Source organism: Microbacterium sp. NPDC055455, from assembly GCF_053619935.1.
The window spans coordinates 1316606-1340857 of sequence record NZ_JBSHLB010000001.1; the positions used below are offsets into that span (position 1 = coordinate 1316606).

Below are 24252 nucleotides of genomic sequence, written 5' to 3' on the forward strand. Positions count from 1 at the left end.
GGCACTACCCGCGCACAGGGTTCGAGTCGCGCAGGCGGCGGCTTCGGTTTGCTTCCGGTTAAGACGAATCGCGAACGCGCATCAGCCGATTGAGCGAGCGGGACCTCATCCCTAGGCTGCTCGATGTGCGGGCTCAGGGAGGTGCGCGTTCGTCTCATGATCCTCGGCATTCGCCACGGCTGGCGCTGCCAGCGAAGCGAGAGCCACGAACGCCCAGAGAATCGCGGCACTGGCACTGTTCGTGGCGAGCGAACTGAATGTCTGGACCATGACGAGAGCTGTAAGTGCGGCAAACCGAGCTCCACCAAGAGCGTTCCGCCCAAGGAAAATGAACGCCAATGCTAGCGCGAAGTACCCAACGCTGAACAGCACGCCATAGTCCACCGAATACATCAAGCCCGCGCTCTCGAGCGAAGAACGCAAGCCCTCCTGACGTTGAAATTCAGCCGACCCACCGGGGCCCCACCCCACAATTGCGAACTCGCCGACCCGGCGACCGAACGCCTCCATCGCGGCGAAGCGCACTGAGCTGGATCCGCCATCGTCGGCGAACTTCTCGAAGACATTGGTTGCGAGTGGTCCCTGGAACACCAGAATCGCGGCAACGGCGCCACCCGCCGCGGCGGTCACGCGGGCGCCAACCGTGCGACCCTTGCGGAGGACGATGAAGGCTCCGCCGATCAGCGCGGCGATCAACCCGGTTCGACTCTCCGTAAGCATGATCCCGCCGATGATCGCCGCGAAGAGAACGAACTGAAGCAAGCCCGAGCGGAGCGTGACGAGCAATGGCACCGTGCACGCGAGAAGTAGGGAGAGAACGAGCGGATGGTCAGTCGTCCCCATGCCGCGCGTGTAGTCGCTGGTGAACCAGTAATACGCGGCGAACTGATCCACGAAAAGGAAAGGTGCGCCAGCAATCCAAGTGGCGAAGGCAATCGCGATCTGCGCTAGAGCAAGGAGGATCACTGCGTTCCGCAGCGGGGACCGTACATCGCCCCACGCCATGCTGGTCCTGATCAGAACGAGCATGACCCACGGAGCCAGTACGGTATCAGTAGGAACTGTCGCACCGTTGGCAGCGAACCTGAGGCAAACGAACAGGAATCCCAGGAGCGCAAGCATAGCCAGGTAGAGCAAGGGGTGGGAGCCGAGTTCGCCGAAGAGTTGCCTCGGCCGAGCCAGCACGCAAAATGCGAGCGCGACGAATGCGATTATTGTGCCCGGGTGGCCGCTCCCGTCGGTTATGGAGCTCCCCATAACGAAGGGGACCAGTACGTACGCGGCCACCATGGCGATGGGTACGACGCTGGCCCGCCTGATCCACCAGATCGCAAGAACGACAGCGACCGCGGCCCAAACAGCAAGCGCCACGTGGTCTCCTTTCGGGGCGGGTTATCGTGCGCGAGGCAGGCGCGTTGCTTTGGCGAGGAGTTCGAAGTCGCTACGCCGGGGCAGTAAGAAGTCTTTCACGGGCAAGCCGAACCCCCGCTTGAGCCAGAACAGGTTTAGACCACCGGCGATGACGTTCGCGCCGAGCTGAGCCGTCGCGGCGCCGAGACTTCCCAGCCAGGGCACGAGCGCGAACATCATGGCGACGTTCGCGACGAGCGCGACAGCGAGGGAGGCGCTGCGCAGCTCCGGACGGTGACGCGCGTTGAGCCCTTGGCCCGCGATCGATCCCGGATTACCGAGAGCTACCGCGGCAAGGAGTACCCACAGAGTAGGAAGGGCCGCTCTGAACTCTTCCCCGAACAAGAATGGCACGGCCCAGATCGAGAGCAGACCGATCAATATGGCCATGACCGCTGTGACGATCGTGGATACGCGCGTTGTGTCTGCCAACCGCTTCGCATCTGACTTACGAGACTCGGTTGAGAAGACCACGGTGGAAACCGCTGCATTGAAGATGAGGGCCGCCTCACTGATCGTCGCCGCCACCGCGAAGAGACCCAGCTCGTAGGCGCCGGACAAAGGAACCATCAGGGTTTGACCGATCCGAATCAGGAGAATCCCGCTGAGCGAACCAAGCCAGACCCGAGCGCCGTACGAGAGGACCGCAAAGCTCGAATGAGCCGTGTCTGATTCGGGTCTTTCTGTTCTCTTGCCGAACGGCAATGCGAAGTACACGACGATCCCGGCGAACGTCGTGACAGACATGATCAACGTTGCCGAGATCAGGTTCAGTGAGCCGGCAATCCACATCGCGCCGAGCGCTGCAAGGCGGATGATGGCCGACGTGAGCTTCTCGGACGTCACCAGCCACCATCGCTGCAACCCCAAAGCGAGCGCGCGCAACCCCGCAAGAATCAAAGCCGGCGTAACGGCAAGGCTCGCGAGGGTGATTAGCTTCGCGAGATCCTGATCCCCCGCAGCGAGCACGGGGCTCAGTAGCGCGATGAGCGTCGTGCTCGCGAGACCGGCGAAGCCCAGGAGAACCAATGACACCGCGATCATGCGAGCTTCTCTCGGGGCGCGTCGCGAGGTGAAGTACGTGATCGCGCTAGGCAACCCCAGCGTGGCGGCGTTGCTCGCAAGCAAGAGCGGTGCAGTCGCGGCCGCCAGCTCTCCTCTGCCAGCAACCCCGAGCGAGAGCGCCAGCATCGGCGCCGTCAGGAGGCCGACTGCAGGAGCGATGATGTTTCCCACGGCTGTGATCGCTACGGCACGCTTGGTACTCACTCCACAACATCCCTTGCATAGACGCTGGCCAGGGAACGGTGGTCGTCTTGCCGCCATCTTAGGATTGGTGCGGCAGTGAGCTGGCGAGCCGTTGGTCGCCATCGCCTCATCCTGCCGTCTTGCGGCCTATTCGCCCGTATATGTCGCCTCATGGACCGCGTTGTGCAAGGGTGTGCGGCGACGATGTCTAACTCCGCCGCGACTCCTGACGCTCGGCGGACGCCAGCAGCAAAATCCATCAGATTGATCCGGGACGACCAGATCGGCGGGCCCTCCACCGCGGCGTATGTCGGGCTAGCCATCACCGTGATCTCGTTCGGGCTTGGCCTGAGACATCTGAAATGTGGACTTCGCTGGTTCGGGCAGTGCCCCACGGGACGAGTCGTGCGGCAGCATCGATCGGCTTTTGTACGACCGATCCGAAGAGCGCTCTCCACAATGGCGTGAGTTGCACCTCCACAGCCCTGTGCAGAAGCCAAGCGCTGAGTATCAGCCCGGCGAGCATCAAGGCGATCACGACCCAGAAGTTTTCGTTGGTCGCGAACCGATTGAGTATGACGTAGCCGATGTGCGCGTGAAGCAGGTACATGGGGTAGGTCACAGCCCCAAGCCACCGCGATCCCGGTACCGAAAAGCCTGCCACCCGCGGAATCAGTGCGCAGAGGACGACGCCGAAACAGACGAGGTCGAGGGCTATCCGAATGGTGGTCCCGCCGCTGTCCACCTCGGGCGTCCCCCACCCGGGAATACGGCTGATGGTGAAAAGGATCGATGTGGCGACCGCCGCAACAAGTCCCGCGAGACGGTACAGGCTGAACCCGTGGCGCCTGATGAGGTCGATTATGGCTCCCCCTGCGAAGTAGCAGAAGTACCCGCTGAAAAGCGGTACGGAGGCGACGCCGATCAGAGCAAGAGCAAGCATGCTCAGCGCCCACCCTGGAAGAATCACGGGGAGCCACTTGCGGAATCCCAGAAAGAGTACTGCGAACACTGCCGCGTAGAACACGAGCTCTAGGCTGAGCGTCCAGTACACGCCGTCAATTGGTGGCTCGCCGAAAAGCGCGGGCATCATCGTTACGTTCGCGAGGAACTGCGAGACGGTCACACCGAACTCCGGTGCTCCGGCGAGCGCGACAACACCTGTCGTGACGACCAGGGCAACCCAGTAGGCCGGGTAGAGCCGCAGCGCCCGTCCCGCTGCGAACTTTCCGGCGGAGCCCCTACTTGCCGAGAATCCGATCACGAAGCCACTGATAACGAAGAACTGCGCAACACCGATGGAGCCGTACTTGGCGATGTCCCCCGCTGGGGTGAGGCTGACGGTCGTCACCTTCTCGCCAGCGACCCCGTTGTATAGCCAGTGGAAGGCGACGACTGACAGCGCCGCGACGAACCGTAGGACGTCAATGTACTCGACGCGAGTCGAAGGACGTCGACCGAGCGGCTCAATCTCTGCCATGCGTTGTCCGTTCGCGAGGGAGGCGTATGAGCGTCAGGCGGCCGTCGAACCGGGGGCCAGGACGGCCTTGCCGGTCTTCAGGATGATCAGGAGGTCGCCCAGGAGCGTCCAATTCTCCACGTAGGAGAGGTCGAGGCGCACCGAGTCCTCCCACGAGAGGGTGGATCGGCCGCTCACCTGCCACGCGCCGGTGATGCCGGGCTTGGCGAGGAACCGGCGATGCACGTGGTCGGCGTACCGCTCCACCTCGCTCGCGAGCGGCGGCCGCGGACCGACCAGAGACATCGAGCCGCCGATCACGTTGAAGAGCTGGGGCAGCTCGTCGAGGCTGTACTTGCGCATGAGACGACCGACGGGGGTCACCCGCGGGTCGTTCGACATCTTGAACAGCACCTCATTGCCGACATCGCGCTGCTGGTCCTGCAACTGCGGCAGGAGTTCCTCCGCGTTCTGCACCATGGAACGGAACTTCAGCATCGTGAACTCGCGCCCGCCGAGCCCGATCCGGGTCTGACGGAAGAACACCGGACCATCGCTGGACAGCCGCACCGAGATGGCAAGGAACACCAGCAGCGGGCTCAGGAGGACGACGCCGACGAGGCTCGCCGTCAGGTCGGTCGCGCGCTTGAGGAACAGCTGGCCCTTGCTGAACCGTGGCGTCTCGACGTGGATCAGCGGAAGACCGGAGACGGGACGCGTGTGGATGCGAGGGCCCGCGATGTCGACGATGCTCGGCGCCAGGACGAGGTGCTGCCGGCCGGACTCCAGGCCCCACGAGATCTGCTTCACCTTGAAGGGCGGCAGCTCGTCGGTGCTCGTCACGACGACGGTGTCGGCACCGACGGCCGCCATGGCGCCGGCGACGTCGTTCACATTGCCCATGACGGGCACGTCCGAGCCCTCGATGGTGGCGGCCACGCGCCCGGTCGGCACGCAGGCGCCGACGACGTGGTAGCCGGCGCGCGGAGAGCGCTGGAGCTCATGCGCGATCTGCGCCACCGAGGCGTCGGAGCCCACCAAAAGCACTCGGGCGGAGTACTCGCCTCTCGCGCGCCGGGCGAGAAGCCAGCGACGCCAGACATGCCGTTCGGCGAGAAGCAGCAGGGCGCCCGCCGGCAGTGCGATCAGAAGGTAGCCGCGCGCGACGTCCAGCCGCAGCAGGAACGAGGCGATGATCACGACGCTGAACACCACGAAGCTCGCGTTCGCGACCCGCACGTACTCGGTCGAGCCCGTGCCGACCACTCGCGGGCTGCGAGAGTCGGCCATGGTGAGGCCGATCATCCACAGGGTCATGAGCACGGCCGAGAAGACCCAGTACGACACGTCCGTCAGGCGGCTGTCGGCGCGGATCGCGACCTGTGCGCTTCCCGTGCCGAACCAGACGAGCTGCGTCCCGTAGACGACCGTGATGAGGACGAGGAGGTCGCTGACCCAGAGCCGACGCGCGTAGCGTGTCGCCCAGCTCCTCGGCGCCGCCGCGGGGCGCTCGAGGGCGGCCTTCTGCGGGGAAGGGGCGAGGACCGGGTCGGAGTCACGGGGACGGCGTGCCGGTTCCGCCGAGGACTCGGGAGACGGCGCGACCGGGCGGGATGATTCGACGTTCACATCAACTGTCACGGAGCCCCCTTATGCGATCCGGCGCCAGGAGACTCACTCGGGCGCGGTGTAGCAGGGCGCCTGTTGAGGTCGCCTGCGAACCCTCCCTTGTCTTCAGGAGGCTACTTGGGGGGTGCCGCGAGGCTGAGCCACCCGCGCGTGCTTGGCGCGATCCGGAACCTCCGGTGTCGCGAATTGACGCTGGTGTCCGCCGAACGGATGACACCACCCGGAGTCGGTTCGCGCGGCTCGACCGCTCAGCGAGGGGCGACGGCGCGGGCGAGGAACAGTGCCACGGCGTCGGCCGCGGGGGCGAGCTGCGTCGCCGACTGCTCGTACACTGCGGCGGACTGCCGGTAGGGGTCGATCACATCGAGGTCATCGGGGGAGGCGACCGGCTCGACCACGCCACGCAGCGCCGAAGCCAGGTCCACCGCCGCACGAAGCGCCTCCACCGCGTCCGTCGATCCGGCGACCTCGGCGCGAAGCTCGTCGTCGCTGATCCCCGCCGCGATGTGGGCGAGTTCGCGGATGGTAAAGGTCTTCCGGGTCGCCGCCGGGGTCAGCTCCACGAGGGCGCGCCGATGCTCGCGCGACATCGCCAGCACGAGATCCGCACCGCGGATCAGCTCGACCGTCACCTGCTGCGCGACGTGGGCGGCGGCATCCGTCACCCCCAGGCGATTTGCCCACTCGAGCGCCGGATCGGGCATGCCGACCCCCACCAGGGCGCTCACTCCGGCGCTCTTGACGGTGACGATCGACGGGTTGAGCCGCGCGCGCAGCAGCTGCTCGGCGAGCGGACTGCGGCAGACGTTGCCGGTGCAGACCGTGAGGATGCGGAACGTCATCACGCCTCCGCGGCGCGGGCCTTGCGCAGCTCGGCGCGCGTCTGGCCCTTCTCGCGGATGTCGTGCGTCGCGCTGTAGGTGTAGCTTCCGTAGCCGTAGCTGTCGGGGCCCTTCGTCGGCAGCATCGTGACGATGATGCCGAGCAGGCGGCTGCCGATGCCGTCGAGCGCCTTCACGGCGCCCTCGAGCTGCGGCTTGCGCGTCGAACCGGACGCGGCCACGAGGATCGCGCCGCTCGTGAACTTGGAGACGACGGCCGCGTCGGTCACGAGGAGCAGCGGCGGCGCGTCGACGAGGACGTAGTCGAACGCCTCGGTCAGCGCGTGCAGGGTCTTCTGCATCGCCTGGCTGCCGAGAAGCTCCGACGGGTTCGGGGGGATACGGCCGGCCGGCAGCACGAACAGCTTGCCGCGCCCCCAGCGCTGGAGGACGTCCCTCAGCTCCGCGTGTCCGATGAGCACGTCGGTGAGACCGACGCCGCCCTCGATGCCCATGTACTCGGCGACCTTCGGCAGGCGCAGGTCGCCGTCGACCAGCGCCACGCGGGCTCCGGTCTCGGCGAGGGCGATCGCGAGGTTCGCGGTGGTCGTCGACTTGCCCTCGCCAGGGCCTGCGCTCGTGATCACGAAGGACCGCGATCCGCCGTCGTGATCGACGTCGACGAACTGCAGATTGGTGCGCAGCGTGCGGAACGACTCGGCGCGAGGATTCATCGGGTCGGAGTGCACGATGAGCGGGCGCTTCTTGGTGTCGGGGTCGAACGCGATGCCGCCAAGCACCGACTTGTCGGTGACCTGCTCGATGTCGTGGGTCGAGTGGATGCGCGTGTCGAGGACGGTGCGCAGCACCGCGAAGCCGACGCCGGCGGCGAGGCCGACCAGGAGGCCGAGGGCGATGTTGAGGGGAGCGTTGGGGCTGGACGCGGAGGTCGGCACCAGCGCGGGCTGGATCGTCTCGATGCGGACGAGGCTCGGCGCTTCTCCGTCCGGCTTCTCGAGCTCATTCACGACGACGTCGGCGAAATTCGCGCCAACCGAGTTCGCGATCGCCGCGGCCTGACCCGGGTCCTCATCGGTGACCGTGGCCGAGATGATGACCGTGTTCGGCGGGACGGAGGCCGACACGTTGCGCGAGAGCTCGGACGAGGTCACATCCAGGTCGAGGTCGTCGATGACGCGATCCAGCACGACGGCGCTGTTCACCACGTCGACGAAGCTCGTCACCGCCTGCCGTGCGTAGTTCGTGCCCTGCGCCAGCTCGCCCACGAGGGCGCTGTCGGTCGATCGCACCGACACGTAGAGCTCGGTCGTGGCCTCGTACTCGGGCGTCTTCAGCAGTGACCAGCCGAAGCCCACAGCGGCACCGAGAACGGTGAGAGAGAGGATGAGCACCCAGTTGCGGTGCAGGATTCGTACGTAGTCGCGCAGTTCCAAAATCTCGTCCCTTTCAGCGCGTTCACAGAGCCGCGACCACCAGGACCGCGCGCGGGGTGAGCGCGCGCGGCTCGCTGCGGCGATTGTATCCTTGCCGTGCACGTCGGCCGACACGCGCAGCACACCTTCTCCGGCCGGTCCATTCGAACCAGGGAGGCTTGGTGAGCACGCTCGACGATCTCTTCGGTGAGGCGGGTCACACCGCATCGCCGGGGCCCGGGATCGACCCCCGGGAACGCGAGCGGCTGCGGCGTCTGGTCGGCGCAGGAGCCGCCGGCGCGGCGAGGCCCGCGGGGTCGACGCAGGGGCGAGCGAGCCTCGCCGACATCGTCGGAGAGGCAGGAGCCGCCGCTCCTGGCCCCCAGCGTCAGGCGTCGGCCGCCCCTGTTCCGGACAAGTCCGCGGCGCGGCCCCGGCGGCAGCGCTCTCGCCGCCGGACGCCCGCTGACTGGGTGAACGCTCTCGTCGCGACCGTGGCCGTCGCGGCGGTTGTCGGCGTCGGCGCACTCGTGCTCGTCGAGCGCACCACCCAGGACGACGTCGCCCAGGCTGCGCAGAGTCTTCGCCAGCAGGAGGCCGAGGTGCGCAATCGTGCGACGACCCTGCAGACGTCGCAGGGGCTCTACAGCACCGCCATCACGGATGCCGCAGCCCTGGCGGCGGAGGCGGATGCCGCCCTTGTAGGGCTGGAGGGCAAGAGCGATGAGGCCGCGCGGGCGACGGCGGTGCAGGCACTCGACGCGTTCGGCAGCGCGCTCGCCGGACACCAGGCCGCCGACGATGCGGTGGAACTCGGCCGCGCGACCCCGGAACCGACGGACCTGGCATCCGTCGCCGCTGCGCTCGACGACGTGCGCGAGGCCTCGGAGGCGATCGACGAGGCGATCGATCGCACCCGGGAGGCGAGGTCGGCACTGACAGCCGCCCAGGATGCCTTCAGAGCGGCGCTCGCTACGTTCGGGGCCACCCTGCCGGCGTCCGCCGCCGAGGTCGTCGACGAGAACCTCGCCGCGGTCGAGTCGTACCGGGAGGCAGTCCGCGTCACCGCGGATGACGTGGGGGTCGCGCAGGGTCGAGGAGAGAGCGGCCTGGCCCAGATGGTCTTGTACGGCCAGGCGGTGGATGCGCTTCGCGCGGAGAACCAGCGCGTTCTCGACCTGAGGTCGCAGATCCGTCGCGACAGCTGGACGCCTCCCCAGGTGGTCGAGCCGCCGCCGCCGGTCGAGGAGGAGTCCGTGCCGCCGCCGCCCGAAGGGGAGGTCACGGAGCCGGGCACCGACCCGGGGATCATCCCCGGCCCGCCGATCCAGCCGGTCCCGACCGACCCTCCGAGCTGAGGCGCGCCCCGCGATTCCGCCTGACGCCCGCGACGCCTGTCGCGCAATGGACGGAGGGTGGCGCGAAACGGTGTACCCTGAGTCGATTCGGCCGTGACTTAGGGAGGGCGCGCGCCGTTGACTCCGATGCCCCCGATCAACGTCCCCAGCGACGACGGCTCGTCACCCCAGGCTTCCCCAGCCGACGGTGGCGAGGTCCGAGCGCGCGCTCTGGCGGACTTCTTCGGGGCGGAGTCACGTGGTCCGGTGGCGGAGGGGCAGGTTCACGACCCGACCACCGCCGACCGGCTCGCCGAGTTCTTCGCACGACCGCCGCGCCGGGATCCGGTCGACGCGCCTGTCCCGGCGCAGGGGGCACCGGCGCCCACGCTTGATCACGCGCCCGCGCCCGATCCTGCGGGCGCGGAGTTCGATGGCGTGCCCTCTGAGGCCGATCGGATCCCGGCCGACGACGCCGAGCCCGACATCGCCGACGCCATCCCGCCCGCAGCCCCAACCGACGACGAGCTCTTCGCGCTCGATGACGACGACCTGCTCTCGTATGACGCCGACGACCTCTTCATGTTCGACGCCGACGGTGAGCTGATCCCGCTCGACGATGCGCCCGGCGTGCCGATCGAGGCATCCGCTCCGCCATCGGCGGTCGCTCCGGAAGCCGTTGCGGCAGCCGCGGTCGTGGCCGGAGACGCCGAGGCTGTCACGGTTCCGGGTCGCGCCGCTGCGGGCGTCGCGCCGGCGGGACGATCCGCCGAGCGACGCCCGCCGTCTCAACGTGCCACGAAGCGCGAGGCGCGGCGCGCGGCGAAGGCGGCGGCGGCCGCGCAAGCGGCCCAGGGCGAGTTCGCCTCGACGCCGCGTGGAATGCGAGCCTGGAGCAAGGGCACGTGGTGGTCCGTGGGGATCGCGGTCGCGCTCATCCTGATGCTCGTGGCCGCGAGCATCACCGTGTCGCAGCTGCTCCAGGCGCAGGCCGAGGAGCTCGCCGCGGCGACCGCCGAGTTCGAGGCCGCCGCCGACGCCGCCGACGAGCCGGTGCCGGCGATGGAGGCGGCGTACGCGGAGTACGACACCACCGCGGCAGCCGCCCGCGCCGCGGCCGACAGCGCCACGCCGGCACTCGCAGCGGTCGCGGGGATGAGCGACCAGCCCGCGCTCGACGCGGCGAACGCGGCCGCAGGTGCCGTCATCGCTCTTCTGGACAGCACGACGCTGCCCGAGCGGCCGGCCGCCTATGACGCCCCCGACGTGACGACGATCGACGACGTGCAGTCCGCGGAGGATGCGGCGGCGGACGCCCGCGCCTACTCCGCCGCCGTCGCGGCGACCACCGAAGAGGTGAAGGCGGCGACCGCCGCGGTGACACAGCAGGTCACCGCGCTGACCGAGGCGCAGCGCGCGCTCGGAGCGACCCTCCCCGCCACCGCCGAGGGGATCGCCGCCGAGAACGACCTGGCCTTTCAGAGCTTCCGTGACGACGTCATCGCCACGGCGGCCGCGGTCGGCGCCGCGAGGAGCGCGGGAGCGAGCGGCGACGCCGAGCTGCTCGCCTATGCCGCCGCGGTGACCGCGCTGCGCGAGGATCAGCTGAGGGCGGAGGAGGCATCCCGCCGCTTCTTCTCGGCACCCGTGACGCCTGAGCCCGAGCCGGCGCCTGAGACGCAGGAGCAGCCGCCCGCCGAGGAGCAGCCACCGCCGGAGGAGCAGCCACCCGCGGATCCGGTGGAGCCGATCGTGCCCTGAGCCCCTGCCGCGCCCGGGCGCGCGCTGACGGTTTGGACGAGGCATCCGGATGCCGTAGACTCGATCTTTGGTGTTCGGCTCAGCTGACCCGGCACCGCGAACGTGAGCCCTCCACTGGCGCCCTTCGACAGGCTCAGGAACCGGAAACCGGATCTCCGACTGCCGAAGCACCCCGGAGTGGGATTCACGAACCTCTCCGTTCGATCAAGAAAGCAGCACTACTGTGACGCGCACTTACACCCCCAAGGCTGGCGAAGCCCAGCGCGAGTGGCTGGTCATCGACGCGACTGACGTCGTCCTCGGCCGCCTCGCCTCGCACGCCGCCGCGCTCCTGCGTGGCAAGCACAAGGCCACCTTCGCCCCCCACGTCGACATGGGCGACTTCGTCATCATCGTCAACGCCGAGAAGGTCGCGCTGACGGGCCAGAAGCTCGAGCAGAAGAAGGCCTACCGCCACTCGGGCTACCCGGGCGGCCTCAAGTCCGTCACCTACTCGGAGCTCCTCGAGAAGAACCCGGTCCGCGCCGTCGAGAAGGCCGTCCGCGGCATGCTCCCCAAGAACACCCTCGGCCGCGACCAGCTGTCGAAGCTCAAGGTCTACCGCGGTGCCGAGCACCCGCACGCGGCGCAGAAGCCCACCGCGTACGTTTTCGACCAGGTCGCCCAGTAAGCGCCGCACAGAACAGGACACACTGATGGCGAACATCGAAGAAACCCCCAGCAGCTACTCCACCGAGTCCCAGGTCGACGAGACCGCCGTCGCCGCCGAGCGCCCCGTGCTCTCGGTGTCGGGCGCAGCCGTCGGTCGCCGCAAGCAGGCCATCGCCCGCGTGCGCGTCATCCCGGGCTCCGGCACCATCACCGTCAACGGCCGTGCGTTCGAGGACTACTTCCCGAACAAGCTGCACCAGCAGCTCATCACCGACCCGTTCACGGTGCTCAACCTCACCGACGCGTACGACGTCATCGTCCGCATCTCGGGTGGCGGCCCCTCGGGCCAGGCCGGCGCGCTGCGCCTCGGCATCGCCCGTGCGCTGAACGAGATCGACGTCGAGAACAACCGCCCGACCCTCAAGAAGGCCGGCTTCCTCTCGCGCGACGCCCGCGTCATCGAGCGCAAGAAGGCCGGTCTCAAGAAGGCCCGCAAGGCGCCGCAGTACTCGAAGCGCTGATCGGCTTCCTCTCCGCATGCCGATCTTTGGCACGGATGGGGTGAGGGGGCTGGCCAACGGCCCCCTCACCGCCGATCTCGCACTGACCCTGGCCCAGGCGACCGCTGTCGTCCTGGGCCAGGGTCGTACGGCCGAGGCGCGTCGCGCCGCCGGCAAGCGCCTCACGGCCGTCGTCGCGCGCGACCCGCGCGTGTCTGGCGAGTTCCTCTCGGCTGCGGTCGAGGCAGGGCTCGCGTCCTCGGGCGTCGACGTGTACGACGCCGGTGTGCTCCCCACGCCCGCGACCGCGTTCCTCATCGCCGACATCGATGCCGACTTCGGCGTCATGGTGTCGGCATCCCACAATCCCGCTCCCGACAACGGCATCAAGATCTTCGCCACCGGCGGTGTGAAGCTGCCCGACGTCGTCGAGGAGCGCATCGAGCAGGCGATGCAGGGGCCGAAGCTGCAGCCCACCGGGGCCGGCGTCGGTCGCATCCGCCGCTTCGCCGACGCCGAGGACCGCTACGTCGTGCACCTGCTCGGCTCGCTGCCGAACCGCCTCGAGGGGTTGCACGTCGTGCTCGACTGCGCGCACGGCGCGGCATCCGGCGTCTCTCCCGAGACGTTCCGCGACGCCGGCGCGAAGGTCACCGTCATCGGCGCCGACCCCGACGGCCTCAACATCAACGACGGCGTCGGATCCACCCACCTCGATCTGCTCGCCGAGCACGTCGTCCGCGTCGGAGCCGACGTCGGCATCGCGCACGACGGCGACGCGGACCGCTGCCTCGCCGTGGACGCGGAGGGCCGCATCGTGGACGGCGACCAGATCATGGCGATCCTGGCCGTCGCGATGAAGGAGCGCGGCGCCCTCAAGGACGACACGCTCGTCGCGACCGTCATGAGCAACCTCGGCCTGCACCGCGCCATGGACGCCCACGGCATCCGCCTCGAGACGACCGCAGTCGGCGACCGGTACGTTCTCGAGACGATGAACAAGCACGGCTACTCCCTCGGCGGCGAGCAGTCCGGGCACGTCATCATGAGCGAGTTCGCGACGACCGGCGACGGCCTGCTCACGGGCCTGCACCTCGTGGCCGAGATGGCACGCACGGGCAAGACGCTCGCCGAGCTGGCGTCGGTCATGACGGTGTACCCGCAGGTGCTCGTCAACGTGAAGGGCGTCGACCGGACGCGCGTGGGCGATGAGATCGTGCAGGATGCCGTCGCCCGCGCCACGGCAGAGCTCGGGCTGTCCGGGCGCGTGCTGCTGCGCCCCTCGGGCACGGAGCCGCTCGTGCGCGTCATGGTCGAGGCCGGTTCCGAGGACGACGCACGTCGTCACGCGGACGCCCTGGCCGACGTCGTGCGCGAGCGCCTCGCGCTGTAGCCGCCTCTTCACGGGAAGCCCGGCCGTCCTCGGACGCCCGGGCTTCCCGCATTCGCGGCCGAGGTGTCTGTCACGGCGCATCCGCCTGCATCGGGGCGATCGCCGGCGCTAGCCTGGGGGCATCCGAAGGGAGCCATCGTGGGTGAAGCCATCGTCGTCGGAATCACGGATGCCGCCGTCGCGCGTCGCGCGGTCGATTGGGCCGCGCAGCGCGCGAGGGAGCGCCGGCAGCCGCTCGAGCTCGTCACCGTCGTGGGAGGCGCCGTCGGCGCCGTGGGGGAGGACTCGGTCCTCGCCGCCGCGCTCGAGGAGGCGCGCGAGCGCGTGGAGCACGAGGCGTCGCGCATCGCCGCGGACGGGCTGGTCGTGCGGACGCGCGTCGAGCGCGGCAACCCGGTGGCGAAGCTCGTGGACGCCTCGGCCGACGCGGCGCTGCTCGTGATCGGCAGCGACTACCCGGGCCAGGGATCGCGGGCGGCCCGGGGCGCGCACGGCCTGCGCATCGCGGCGGGAGCCCACTGCCCGGTCGTCGTGGTTCCCGACGCGGACGCCGCCGGACGGTCGGGCGTGGTCGTCGGGGTCGACGGCTCGCCGGTGTCGGAGAAGGCGGTGGCCTTCGCCGCGGACGAGGCCGACCGCCTCGGCGAGCCCCTCATCGCCGTGGCGGTGTGGACGCCCCTCGAGGCGCCGCGCAACATGGGGTCGTATCCGGCGGAGTACCTCGAGAACATGGAGAAGCTCACCGCCGAGGCCCTCGCCCTTTCGCTGGCCGGGCTCGGCTCGCGCTACCCCGACCTCGAGATCGTGCGGAAGGTGGAGCGCGGCTACCCGTCGCAGATCATCAACGGGCTGGCGGGCTCCGCGCGGCTGACGGTGGTCGGCTCGCACGGCCGCGGCGCGCTCGCGCGATTCCTGCTGGGCTCCATCAGCCAGGAGGTGCTCGGCCGCCTGGCGACCGTGACCGCGGTCGTGCGCTGAGTCGCGGGGAGCGGGGCTGCGGTGCGGCTAGAAGTCGCGCGTCCGGGTCTCTCGACCCCGCCCTCGTCAAGCCGCGATGTCGTAGGTATGTTCTAACCTGACGGTATGCTTCTCGACGCGGATGCCTACGAGCCTCCGATACCGGACGCGCTCGACCTCGTGGTCGAGGTGGCGGACATGATGTCGATCTTCGCCGCTCAACGGTTCGTGCGGGTGGAGGCGATGCGCCGAGAGGCTATGGCGGATGCCGTCGCCCGCGGTAATCGCTTCACAGACGTCGTCGAACGCGGGGTCCGGCTGGAGCTCGCTGCTGCGCTGCGCACCACCGAGTACGCCGCGGGTGAGCTGATGCGCATGGCTGAAGCGATCGTTCAGCGGTACCCGTCGGTCCTCCAATCGTTGCGGCGCGCGCGGATGACCGAGCGGCACGCCGAGATCCTGGTCACAGCTGTCGACGAACTCGAACCCGAGCTGCGTGCCGCGCTGCTGCCCGAGGCCGTCGAGCTGGCGGAGTCGATGCCGGTCGGTTCGTTCCGGCGGCTCCTTCGCCGGCGGATCGACGCCTCGCGCGCCGTCTCGATCGCCGAACGTCACGAAGCGGCGGTCGCGTTGCGCAGGGTCGTCGCCGAGCCCGCTGCCGACGCGATGTCTTGGCTGCATCTCTACGTGCCCGCGGTCGAAGCACAGGCGATCTATGCCCGTGCGACCTCCATCGCGAAGGTTATCGTCGCGCACGAGAGTGAGAGTCGCTCGCTCGAGCAGGTGCGCGCCGACGTGATCTGCGACCTGCTGATCGAAGGTGTGACGGATGCGCACCCCGACGAGGCCCGCGGCATCCGCGCAACGGTGGCGATCACCGTTCCTGCGCTCTCGCTGCTCGAGGAGCACGACCGTGCCCGCGAGGCCGCCGGCCTGGCGCCCGCCGTGGTGGAGGGTGTGGGGCCGATCCCTCTCGAACGAGCGCGCGAGCTATGCGGCGGTGTGGAGGGATGGATGCGGATCCTGGTGCACCCCGAGACATCGACGGTCCTGTCGGTTGGTCGCGAACTCTATCGACCGCCGGCTCCGATGCGACGGCTCGTGCAGTGGAGGGCCGAGCGATGCATGGCGCCGGGATGCGGGATGCCGGCCTCGCGGTGCGAGATCGATCACACCGTCGCCTGGGAGTCCGGGGGTGAGACTCGCATAGACAACCTGAACCCGCTCTGCCGCGGGCACCACAAGGTCAAACATCACGGTGGGTGGCGGGTGAGACAGGTGCGCGACAGCGGCGGCGCGCTCGAGTGGATATCGCCGGCCGGTCGACGGTATGTGGTGCCACCGGAAAGACCACTCCATATGCCCGCCTTCCGGCCGTCGGACGCGGTCGGGGCTCCGTTCTAGCCGCGTCCCAGACCGGCGAAACGCATGCAGGTCGGATTCCGTGCCATCGGTACGTACCAGGCCGCGCGCCGTCGGTCGCCTCGCCCCAGGCAACGGGGGGCGTTTGCGCGAGGCGGTGCGTGAGACGGGCGGCGGTCGGGCCCCTCACACAGCCCTGCGCCGCCGCGCGCTCACCGGGAGTGCGGCGCGGCCTAACCTGGAGGAATGGGGAACGGTAGGGCATCCGGGGCCGGACGCGCGCGGGTCAGCGACGTCGCGGCGGCCGCGGGAGTGTCGCCGACGACCGTGTCGCACGCACTCAGCGGCGCTCGCGCGGTGAATGCCGACACCCGCGAGCGCATCCTGGCGGTCGCGCGCGAGCTCGGCTATGTGCCCGACAGGGTGGCGAGCGGGCTGCGGCGACGGCGCACCGGCGTCGTCGGTCTCATCGGCGACGACCTCGCGGCGACGCCCTTCGCCGGCCGCATCATCGAGGGGGCACGACGCGCCGGCCTCGAGCGCGACGTGCTGCTGATGGTGGCCGAGAGCGGAGGCGACGCCGATGCCGAGCGGGATCTGGTCGCACGGTTCCTCGCGCAGCGCGTCGACGGGCTGCTCATCGCCCGCATGTACCACCAGCGCGTCGAGCGGCCCGCCGTGCCCGACGGCTTTCCGGTCGTGCTGGTCGACGCGGCGCCCGAGCCCGGATGGGAGGTCGATGCCGTCGTGCCCGACGAGGCGCAGATCGCGACACTCGCCTGCCGGCGGCTCACCCGCGACGGGCACCGCGACATCGCCTACGTCGGCACGACCGACGAATCCCGCGCCGCCCGCGGGCGGCTCATCGGCATCCGCTCCGCACTGGGCGACGAGGGCATCGCGCTGGGCGACGACCGGCTCGAGCTCTGCGCGTCCGACGCCGCCGGCGGCCGGGAGGCGGGCGGGCGCCTGCTCGACCAGCGGCATCCCCCGAGCGCGATCATCTGCTTCAACGACCAGATCGCCATGGGCGTGATGCAGGCGGCCGCGAGGCGTGGCATCCGTGTTCCCGAAGGGCTCTCCGTCGTCGGCATCGACGATCTGCATCCCGTGGCAGACGCGCTCGATCCGGGCCTCACCACGATCGCGCTGCCGCACGAAGAGATGGGGCGATGGGGGATGGCGCGGCTGCTCGACCGGATCGACGGGACGGTGTCGGCACCGGCTGAGAGCCTGCACCTCCTGCGGGGATGGCTGGTGGAGCGCGCGTCGGTCGTGGCGCCGGCGACGACGCCGCGACGGTAGCGCGCCTCGGCCTATCGAGGCTCCGGCTGCCGGTCGATCGGCGCAACGCGCAGCGGCGTGAGGAAAGCGTCGCTCACCGACACCGAACCGTTCGCCCCCTCGATCCGCAGCCCGCGCTCGCCGGCGGTCCCGAACGTCGCCATCGTCAGAGCAGCCTCCCCGCCGCCGGCGAACACCTCGACGGAAGCGGCATCCACCACGATGTCCAACGAGACCCGCCCGTCTCTGGACGCCACCGGCGCCGTGCGCACCATGCGATAGGCGTCGGGCATCTCGGACGCGGCCGCGTCGGCGTCGCGCGCGACGAATGCGACCTGGTCGCGGAAGTCGTATCCGACCGTCGCGAACGTCCCGTCCCCGCCGAGCACCTTTATGCGCAGCTCGCCGTCCTCCTCGCTCGCCGCCTCCAGCCTCAGCCGGTACGCGCCCGACGCCGGAGTGGCGACGTCGACGCCATGGCGCTCGTCGATGCGCACATCATCGACGGCCGCGGGCTCACCCTCCAGCGCCCGCAGCCCGGGAGCAGGCGACGAACGCAGGGTCGCCCGCTCGCCGTCCGACCGCAGCGTGAGGGAGCGCACGAGCGAATGCGAGCCTCCGTGCCAGTCCTCGGTGGGGAACTGCCCGGCATACGCCCAGTTGTTCATCCAGCCGATCCCATATTGAGTCGCCAGGCGCTCCTCGACGCTCATCCGCGGATCATCCCATGTGACCGACGCGTAATAGTCCGCACCGCGGTCGAGCCACTGATGCCCGGTGCCGTCGGGAGTGAAACGCTCACCGTCCCACTCGCCGATCCAGTAGGCCGTGCCCGTCGTCATACCCTCGGCGGCACCGTTCGCACCGGCGACCAGCACCCAGCGCACGTCATCGGGATCTCCGTCGACCGACATCGGGAACAGATCAGGACACTCGAGCACACCGAGGCCCGACGTCGAGAAGTCGGACGTGTACGTCCAGTCCCGCAGATTCGGCGACGTGTAGAAGCCGATCCGATCATGCTCGGCCAGCGCCATGACCCAGTGCCCGGCCGACTCGTCCCAGAACACCCGGGGGTCGCGCCAGTCGGCGACTCCGGGGTTGTCCATGACGGGATTGCCCTCGTACGACGCGAAGCTGTAGCCGCCGTCGCGGGAGAAGAACAGCGACTGCCGCTGCACCCCGTCGACCTGCTGCGTGACGAGCGCGATGACGGCGCCGGGGCCGAAACCTGCGGTGCCCCTCTCGTCGACGACCGCGGTGCCGGTCCAGATGTCGCCCAGCCCGTTGCCGTACTTCTCGATGGCGACGCCCTCGTCCTGCCAGTGCACGAGGTCGGTCGACGTCGCGTGGTACCACGCCGTGCCGTTCCCGTCAGGATGGTCCGCGTTGTAGAGGTAGTAATAGTGCCAGACGCCGTCCAGCAGGAACGGCTTCTGGGGGTCGTTCATCCAGTTCCGCTCCGGCGTGATGTGCACGGCCGGTCGATGAGGCGACCAGTCGGCGGGCCGCTGGAACCCGTCTGAGGCCGAGGACCCCGGTGCCGGGCGCACCTGGTGGTCGTCGTCCGCGGAACGCGTCAGGGCGGACACCGCAGCGAGCACCACTGCGACCGCTGCCAGCGCGGCGGCCACGAGCACGAGCGCGCTGCGGCGCCGGGGCGTGGGCAGAAGGTCGTGGGCGGGCATGTCGGCTTCCTTCCGTCGGGATGTCCGTGTCGGAGCGGCGGAACGGATGCCTCGGCACGAGGCCGTGCCGAGGCATCCGGTCGTCGGATCACTTGATGGGGGTGACCTTGCCGCCGGGGTTGATGTTCAGGTTCGCCGGGACATCTGCCCATCCGCCGAGCCCGCCGTCGCCGTAGGAGTAGTCGACGCTCGTGTCGTCGCCGGAGATGTCCACCTTCACCGTCGGAGCCAGCGTGCCGCCGCGGACGAAATCGTCGTGCGTGCCGATGGTGTCGATGAACGACTGCACCAGACCGCCGGGCATCACGTAGTGCGAGTAGGCCTGGAAGGCGCCCGGGTGCTGGTTGTAGTCCGGCGCGAAGGGCTGGCCCTGCGCGTAGTTCAGGTTGGTCGGGTTTCCCAGCGCGAGACCGGAGCCGCCGTTGAGCGGCTGGAAGTCGGAACGGATGCCGTCGCCGACGAATCCGTAGACGCCCTCGGGTCCGTCGATCCCGGCCGCGAACGTGCCGCGGTGCGTGATGGTGAAGAGGTACGCCTTGCCGTCTTTGAAGATGAACTGCGGGCGCTCGGTCTGGTCGGTGACGCAGTTGGCCGACAGGATCGGCGGGAGGAACTCCCACTCGGTCAGGTCGTCGTTGGTCGCCTTCGCGAGGCCGACGTTCGCGATCTGGTACGGCGCGCCGGACGCGTTGACCTCGTCGACCGTCTCGGCGAACGGGTCGCCCGGCTGGTAGCCGAGGTCCTCTTCGGCGCAGTAGGCCTCTTCGCGGGCCATCGCGGTGTTGCCCTCGAACACCATGTACGTCTCACCCGGGTTGGCGGGGTCCTCGAACGTGAACGGGTCGCGGAAGTTGAAGAACGGGTTCTGCTCGCCCGTCTGGTAGTACGTGCCGTCGGCCCGCAGCAGGTCGTGCACCTCGTCGAAGCCCGTGAGCTTGACGCCGTTCCCGGTGGCGTGCACCTTGCCGACGCTCAGCGCCAGACGCGGGTCGTAGGGCTTGCGGTCCTTGCCCTGCTCGTCGCGGTAGAAGGCCACGTCGGTGAAGAACAGCTTCACCTCGCCGCCCTTGAACACCCGTGCGGAGCCCGACCACTGGGTCTGGTGGCTGAAGGACTTGTCCTCGAAGATCTCGCCGGTCACGCCCTCGTCGAAGACGAGGCCGCCGTAGGTCCAGCCGCCGTTCTCCGGCCGCTCGTCGGCGGGGATGCCGGCGGGGCGGAAGAAGTAGCCGATCTTGGCGTACACGTGGCGCTCGTCGAAGCCGAGGCTGCGGTCGGCGACCAGCGAGAAGATGACCTCCTGGCCGTTGATGGAGTACTGGTTGCCGTCCTCATCGGTCAGCGGCCAGGTGTCCCACACCCAGACCTGCTCGTTGGACATGTCGGGGAAGTCCTGCGGGACCTCCGGCATCGTCAGCGACGAGGGCATGGAGTTCTCTCGAGACGGGGTCGTCGGGTCCGATAGGCGCTTGAGCTGCCGGGCGTCGGCGCGGGTCCACTTCGCGGTGAAGTCGTCCTCGGGGGCGTACGCCTCCTGGGTGTGCGTGGTGGGCTGAGGGCCGTCCTGGAGGTCGGGCAGCGCGCCCGCCGTCGACGGGGTCGCCACAGCGGCAGCAGGGAGGCCGACCAGGGCCGAGGCTGTCACGGCGACAGCCGCGAGCCCCCCTGTCAGAAGACGCCTGCCGCGCTTCGGGGGAGTGTTCATGAGTCGTTGCTCCTTCGGTGGGGAGTAATGCAAATCGATTTGCATCACCTATTCATATAAACACGATCGCGCCGGCCGCGCATGTCGTCCTTTCGGGGGACATGCCTTTCCCGACTTCGCACTTGACGCCGAGCGCGACAGCGGTTCATAATCAGTTTCGTTCGATAAATCGATTTAGCACGAGGGAGTGTCGACGATGGCCCGGGCTCGGATCTCAGACGTGGCGGCGGCAGCCGGTGTGTCTGTGACGACCGTGTCCCTCGTCATGAACGACGTCGAATCCCGCATCTCGGAGGAGACCAGGGCACGCGTCCGCGAGGCCGCCCGCTCCATCGGATACGCTCCGAGCTCGGTCGCCCGCGGGCTGCGCACCCAGCAGACCCGAACCGTCGGACTCATCTCGGACCAGATCGCGACGACGCCGTTCGCCGGCGACATGCTCGCCGGCGCGCAGGACGCCGCGCGCGAGAACGACCACCTGCTCTTCCTCATCGACACCGGCGGCGACAGCGCCATCGAAGCGGACGCGATCCGCGCACTGTCCGCGCAGCAGGTCGACGCGATCATCTACGCGTGCATGTGGCACCAGATCGTCCCGGCCCCGACCGGACTCCCTGCGGCGGCGGTCTTCCTCGACTGCCGGCCCGAGGGCGGGGGATTCCGCTCCGTCGTCCCCGACGACCGCGCCGGGGGCGCGGCGGCCGTGCGCGAACTGGTCGCCGCGGGGCATCGGCGCATCGCCTACATCGACACCGACGACAACCCCATCGCCTCGACGCTGCGCCACGAAGGCTACCTCGAGGTCCTCGCCGAGGCCGGCATCCCCGTCGACCCCGCCCTCCACGTGCACGGTGAGACGACCGCCCGCGGCGGACGCGCCGCATTCGAGCGGCTGCTCGAGCTTCCCGAGGAGCAGCGCCCCACCGCAGTCTTCTGCTTCAACGACCGTATGGCGGTGGGCGTGTACATCGCCGCGCACCGCCGCGGCCTCGACATCCCGCGGGATCTGTCGGTCGTCGGGTACGACGACCAGCAGCTCGTCGCCGCGGAACAGGATCCCCCTCTGACCACCATCGCGCTGCCCCATTACGACATGGGTCGCTGGGCGATGGAGGTCGCACTCGGCGTCCGTGCGGAAGGGGATGAGGACGCCGCGCACCTGATGGAGTGTCCCGTCATCCGACGAGACTCCGTGGGCCCGCCGCCGGCACACGTCGGCAAACAGAACCGGCGACGGGCTTGACACAACGAGCGGCCGCCGAAGGCGGCCCCCGACCGATGACCTACGCAGGCGTAGGTCACAAGAAAAGGAAACCACAACCATGCGCACAAGGACCCCGATCCTCGTGTCTGCCGGACTGGTCTCGGCCCTTGCCCTGACCGGCTGCGGGCAGGCCGGTGAAGGCGAGACCACGACCGATGACGGCCGCACCCAGTTGACGATGTGGACCCACTCCGCCGGCAACCCGGCAGAGCTCGAGGTCTACGAGCGGATCATCTCGGACTTCAACGACTCCCAGGACCAGTACCAGGTCGTGCACGAGTCGTTCCCGCAGGGCGCCTACAACGACGCGATCGTCGCGGCCGCAGCATCCGGCGATCTTCCCTGCCTTCTCGACCTCGACGGGCCGATCATGCCGAACTGGGCGTGGGCGGGCTACCTGCAGCCGCTCGAGCTGCCCACCGAGCTCACCGACTCGCTGCTGCCCACCGCGGTCGGCGTGTGGGACGGCGAGATCTACTCCGCCGGCTACTGGGATGCCGCGCTCGCGATCTTCGCCCGCCAGTCGGTGCTCGAGGAGAACGGCATCCGCATCCCCACCATGGAGGAGCCGTGGACGCAGGATGAGTTCGGCGAGGCCCTCGCCACCCTGAAGGCGAGCGGCTACGAGACGCCGATCGACATCGGCGCCGAGGACACCGGCGAGTGGTGGCCGTACGCCTACTCGCCCCTCCTGCAGAGCTTCGGCGGCGACCTCATCGACCGCGAGAGCATGCTGACCGCCGACGGTGCGCTCAACGGGCCCGAGGCGGTCGCGTGGGGCGAGTGGTTCGCCGGTCTCTTCGCCGACGGGTACGCCGACAACGGCGGGACCGTGGGCAATCAGGAGTTCGTCGACGACGAGGTGGCGCTCAGCTACACGGGCGTGTGGAACGCCGTCGCCGCGCTCGACGCGGTCGGAGACGACCTGCTCATCCTGCCCCCGCCGGACCTCGGCAACGGACCTGCGATCGGCGGCGGCTCGTGGCAGTGGGGCATCTCCTCGGAGTGCAACGACGCCGACGGCGCTCGCGAGTACCTCGAGTTCAGCTTCCAGGACGAGTACATCACCGAGTTCGCCGACAAGCAGGTCGTGATCCCCGCCACCGAGGCGGCCGCGCAGGCATCGGAGTACTTCGGCGACGACGGCGCCCTGCGCCCGTTCGTAGAGTTCTCGCAGGAGTACGCGGTGCTGCGTCCCGAGACCCCCGCCTACGCGGTGATCTCGGCCACGTTCGAGACCGCTGCGAAGGACATCATGAGCGGCGCCGACGTGCAGGAGACGCTCGATCGCGCGGTGTCGGACATCGACGCCAACATCGAGTCGAACGACGGCTACGGCTTCCAGTGATCCGCCGCGCCGGCGGGGGCCTCATGCCCCCGCCGGCGCATCCTCAGAGAGACCTGCCATGACTGTCACTCCACCGACGGTCGCCGCCGAAGAACCTCGGCGCGAACTCCGTCGCTTCCGCTCCATCAAGGGGCGCGAGACGTGGGCAGGACTCGGGATGATCGCCCCCGCCGGCATCCTCCTGGTCCTGTTCCTGATCATCCCCGTGATCCTCGCCTTCACGCTGTCGTTCACCAACGCGCGACTCATCTCACCCAACCCGCCGCGCTTCGTGGGGATGGACAACTTCGTCCGCGCGTTCACCGCCGACCCGCTGTTCGTGCAGTCCGTCGGAAACACCGCGATCTTCGCGCTGGTCGTCGTGCCCGTGCAGGCCGCCCTCGGGCTTCTGCTGGCGGTGCTCGTCAATCGGCGCATGCGCGGGGTCACCGCCTTCCGTGTGATCTTCTTCATCCCCGTCGTCACCTCGATCGTCGTGGTGTCGATCCTGTGGAAGTTCATGTATCAGCAGGACGGCCTGATCAACTCGATGATCGACGCCCTCACCTTCGGCCTGTGGTCGGGCGTCGACTGGCTGAACGATCCGCAGACCGCACTCGGCGCGATCATCTTCATGTCGATCTGGCAAGCCGTCGGATTCCACATGATCATCTGGCTCTCGGGTCTGCAGACGATTCCCGAGGAGCTCTACGAGGCCGCCCGGATGGACGGCGCGAGTCCGTGGCGCCAGTTCACGAACGTCACCTGGCCCGGCCTCCGCCCGACCATGGTGTTCGTGCTCGTCACGATCACGATCGCAGCGCTCGGCCTGTTCGTGCAGGTCGACGTGATGACCCAGGGCGGCCCGCAGGGCGCGACCTCCACCATCGTCTTCCACGCGGTGCGGAAGGGCTACGAGCAGCAGGAGATCGGCTATGCCGCCGCGATCTCGCTCATCTTCTTCGTCGCCGTGCTGATCATCGCGCTCATCCAGCGCCGGTTGACGCGAGAGAAGGACTGAGT

At 69.0% G+C, this 24252-nt stretch carries 19 protein-coding genes; 11 read left to right on the plus strand and 8 right to left on the minus strand.

All coding sequences use genetic code 11. The features are described 5' to 3' along the window. Nucleotides 1-111: 111 nt before the first annotated feature. The 6 genes from ACWGUG_RS05815 to ACWGUG_RS05840 form a co-directional block, all read right to left on the minus strand. On the minus strand, nt 112-1371 hold the full coding sequence (locus tag ACWGUG_RS05815; protein ID WP_452324094.1) for an O-antigen ligase family protein: 1260 nt from the start codon (nt 1369-1371) through the stop codon (nt 112-114). 21 nt (nt 1372-1392) lie between these two features. Further along, nucleotides 1393-2781, minus strand: coding sequence for an oligosaccharide flippase family protein (locus tag ACWGUG_RS05820; protein ID WP_452324095.1), 1389 nt, complete (start codon nt 2779-2781; stop codon nt 1393-1395). A 199-nt stretch (nt 2782-2980) separates the two neighbouring features. Continuing rightward, nucleotides 2981-4138 (minus strand): acyltransferase family protein, encoded by a 1158-nt coding sequence (locus ACWGUG_RS05825; RefSeq protein ID WP_452324096.1) that lies wholly within the window; start codon nt 4136-4138, stop codon nt 2981-2983. Between the two features lie 33 nt (nt 4139-4171). After that, the gene (locus ACWGUG_RS05830) at nt 4172-5758 is read right to left on the minus strand and encodes a sugar transferase (protein ID WP_452324097.1); all 1587 of its coding nucleotides are present in this window, start codon (nt 5756-5758) and stop codon (nt 4172-4174) included. A 236-nt stretch (nt 5759-5994) separates the two neighbouring features. After that, nucleotides 5995-6588 carry an arsenate reductase/protein-tyrosine-phosphatase family protein gene (locus tag ACWGUG_RS05835; protein ID WP_452324098.1) on the minus strand — a complete coding sequence of 198 codons (594 nt, stop codon included), beginning with the start codon at nt 6586-6588 and terminating at the stop codon, nt 5995-5997. Then, a complete protein-coding gene (locus tag ACWGUG_RS05840) occupies nt 6588-8021 on the minus strand; it encodes a polysaccharide biosynthesis tyrosine autokinase (protein WP_452324099.1) in 1434 nt (477 codons plus the stop codon). Before ACWGUG_RS05840 ends, ACWGUG_RS05835 begins: the two co-directional genes overlap by 1 nt. Before the next feature lie 161 nt (nt 8022-8182). Between ACWGUG_RS05840 and ACWGUG_RS05845 the strand changes: the two genes are divergently transcribed. The 8 genes from ACWGUG_RS05845 (at nt 8183) to ACWGUG_RS05880 (ending at nt 17266) form a co-directional block, all read left to right on the plus strand. Further along, nucleotides 8183-9358: a hypothetical protein gene (locus ACWGUG_RS05845; protein WP_452324100.1), complete on the plus strand. Its 1176-nt coding sequence runs from the start codon at nt 8183-8185 to the stop codon at nt 9356-9358. 126 nt (nt 9359-9484) lie between these two features. Further along, on the plus strand, nt 9485-11098 hold the full coding sequence (locus tag ACWGUG_RS05850) for a hypothetical protein (protein ID WP_452324101.1): 1614 nt from the start codon (nt 9485-9487) through the stop codon (nt 11096-11098). Nucleotides 11099-11321: 223 nt separating this feature from the next. After that, nucleotides 11322-11768 (plus strand): 50S ribosomal protein L13, encoded by a 447-nt coding sequence (gene rplM, locus ACWGUG_RS05855; protein ID WP_336398128.1) that lies wholly within the window; start codon nt 11322-11324, stop codon nt 11766-11768. A 25-nt stretch (nt 11769-11793) separates the two neighbouring features. Further along, nucleotides 11794-12270, plus strand: a complete 477-nt coding sequence (gene rpsI, locus ACWGUG_RS05860) for a 30S ribosomal protein S9 (protein ID WP_336398129.1) — start codon at nt 11794-11796, stop codon at nt 12268-12270. 16 nt (nt 12271-12286) lie between these two features. After that, nucleotides 12287-13642: a phosphoglucosamine mutase gene (gene glmM / locus ACWGUG_RS05865; RefSeq protein ID WP_336398130.1), complete on the plus strand. Its 1356-nt coding sequence runs from the start codon at nt 12287-12289 to the stop codon at nt 13640-13642. A 138-nt stretch (nt 13643-13780) separates the two neighbouring features. Continuing rightward, nucleotides 13781-14620: a universal stress protein gene (locus ACWGUG_RS05870; protein ID WP_452324102.1), complete on the plus strand. Its 840-nt coding sequence runs from the start codon at nt 13781-13783 to the stop codon at nt 14618-14620. A gap of 105 nt (nt 14621-14725) precedes the next feature. Further along, nucleotides 14726-16003 carry a DUF222 domain-containing protein gene (locus tag ACWGUG_RS05875; RefSeq protein WP_452324103.1) on the plus strand — a complete coding sequence of 426 codons (1278 nt, stop codon included), beginning with the start codon at nt 14726-14728 and terminating at the stop codon, nt 16001-16003. Nucleotides 16004-16207: 204 nt separating this feature from the next. After that, nucleotides 16208-17266 (plus strand): LacI family DNA-binding transcriptional regulator, encoded by a 1059-nt coding sequence (locus ACWGUG_RS05880; protein ID WP_452324104.1) that lies wholly within the window; start codon nt 16208-16210, stop codon nt 17264-17266. A gap of 11 nt (nt 17267-17277) precedes the next feature. Here the strand turns inward: ACWGUG_RS05880 and ACWGUG_RS05885 are convergent, their stop codons facing one another. Next, the gene (locus ACWGUG_RS05885; RefSeq protein ID WP_452324105.1) at nt 17278-18933 is read right to left on the minus strand and encodes a glycoside hydrolase family 32 protein; all 1656 of its coding nucleotides are present in this window, start codon (nt 18931-18933) and stop codon (nt 17278-17280) included. 88 nt (nt 18934-19021) lie between these two features. After that, entirely contained in the window at nt 19022-20638 is a 1617-nt protein-coding gene (locus ACWGUG_RS05890; RefSeq protein WP_452324106.1) for a glycoside hydrolase family 68 protein, read from the minus strand. 196 nt (nt 20639-20834) lie between these two features. Here ACWGUG_RS05890 and ACWGUG_RS05895 point away from each other — a divergent pair, with 196 nt between their 5' ends. The 3 genes from ACWGUG_RS05895 to ACWGUG_RS05905 all read left to right on the plus strand — a co-directional run bounded on the left by ACWGUG_RS05895 (nt 20835) and on the right by ACWGUG_RS05905 (nt 24250). Beyond that, entirely contained in the window at nt 20835-21881 is a 1047-nt protein-coding gene (locus tag ACWGUG_RS05895) for a LacI family DNA-binding transcriptional regulator (protein ID WP_336398331.1), read from the plus strand. Nucleotides 21882-21960: 79 nt separating this feature from the next. Beyond that, nucleotides 21961-23250 (plus strand): sugar ABC transporter substrate-binding protein, encoded by a 1290-nt coding sequence (locus ACWGUG_RS05900; protein ID WP_336398143.1) that lies wholly within the window; start codon nt 21961-21963, stop codon nt 23248-23250. Nucleotides 23251-23308: 58 nt separating this feature from the next. Next, nucleotides 23309-24250: a carbohydrate ABC transporter permease gene (locus ACWGUG_RS05905; protein WP_336398144.1), complete on the plus strand. Its 942-nt coding sequence runs from the start codon at nt 23309-23311 to the stop codon at nt 24248-24250. Nucleotides 24251-24252: the final 2 nt, after the last annotated feature.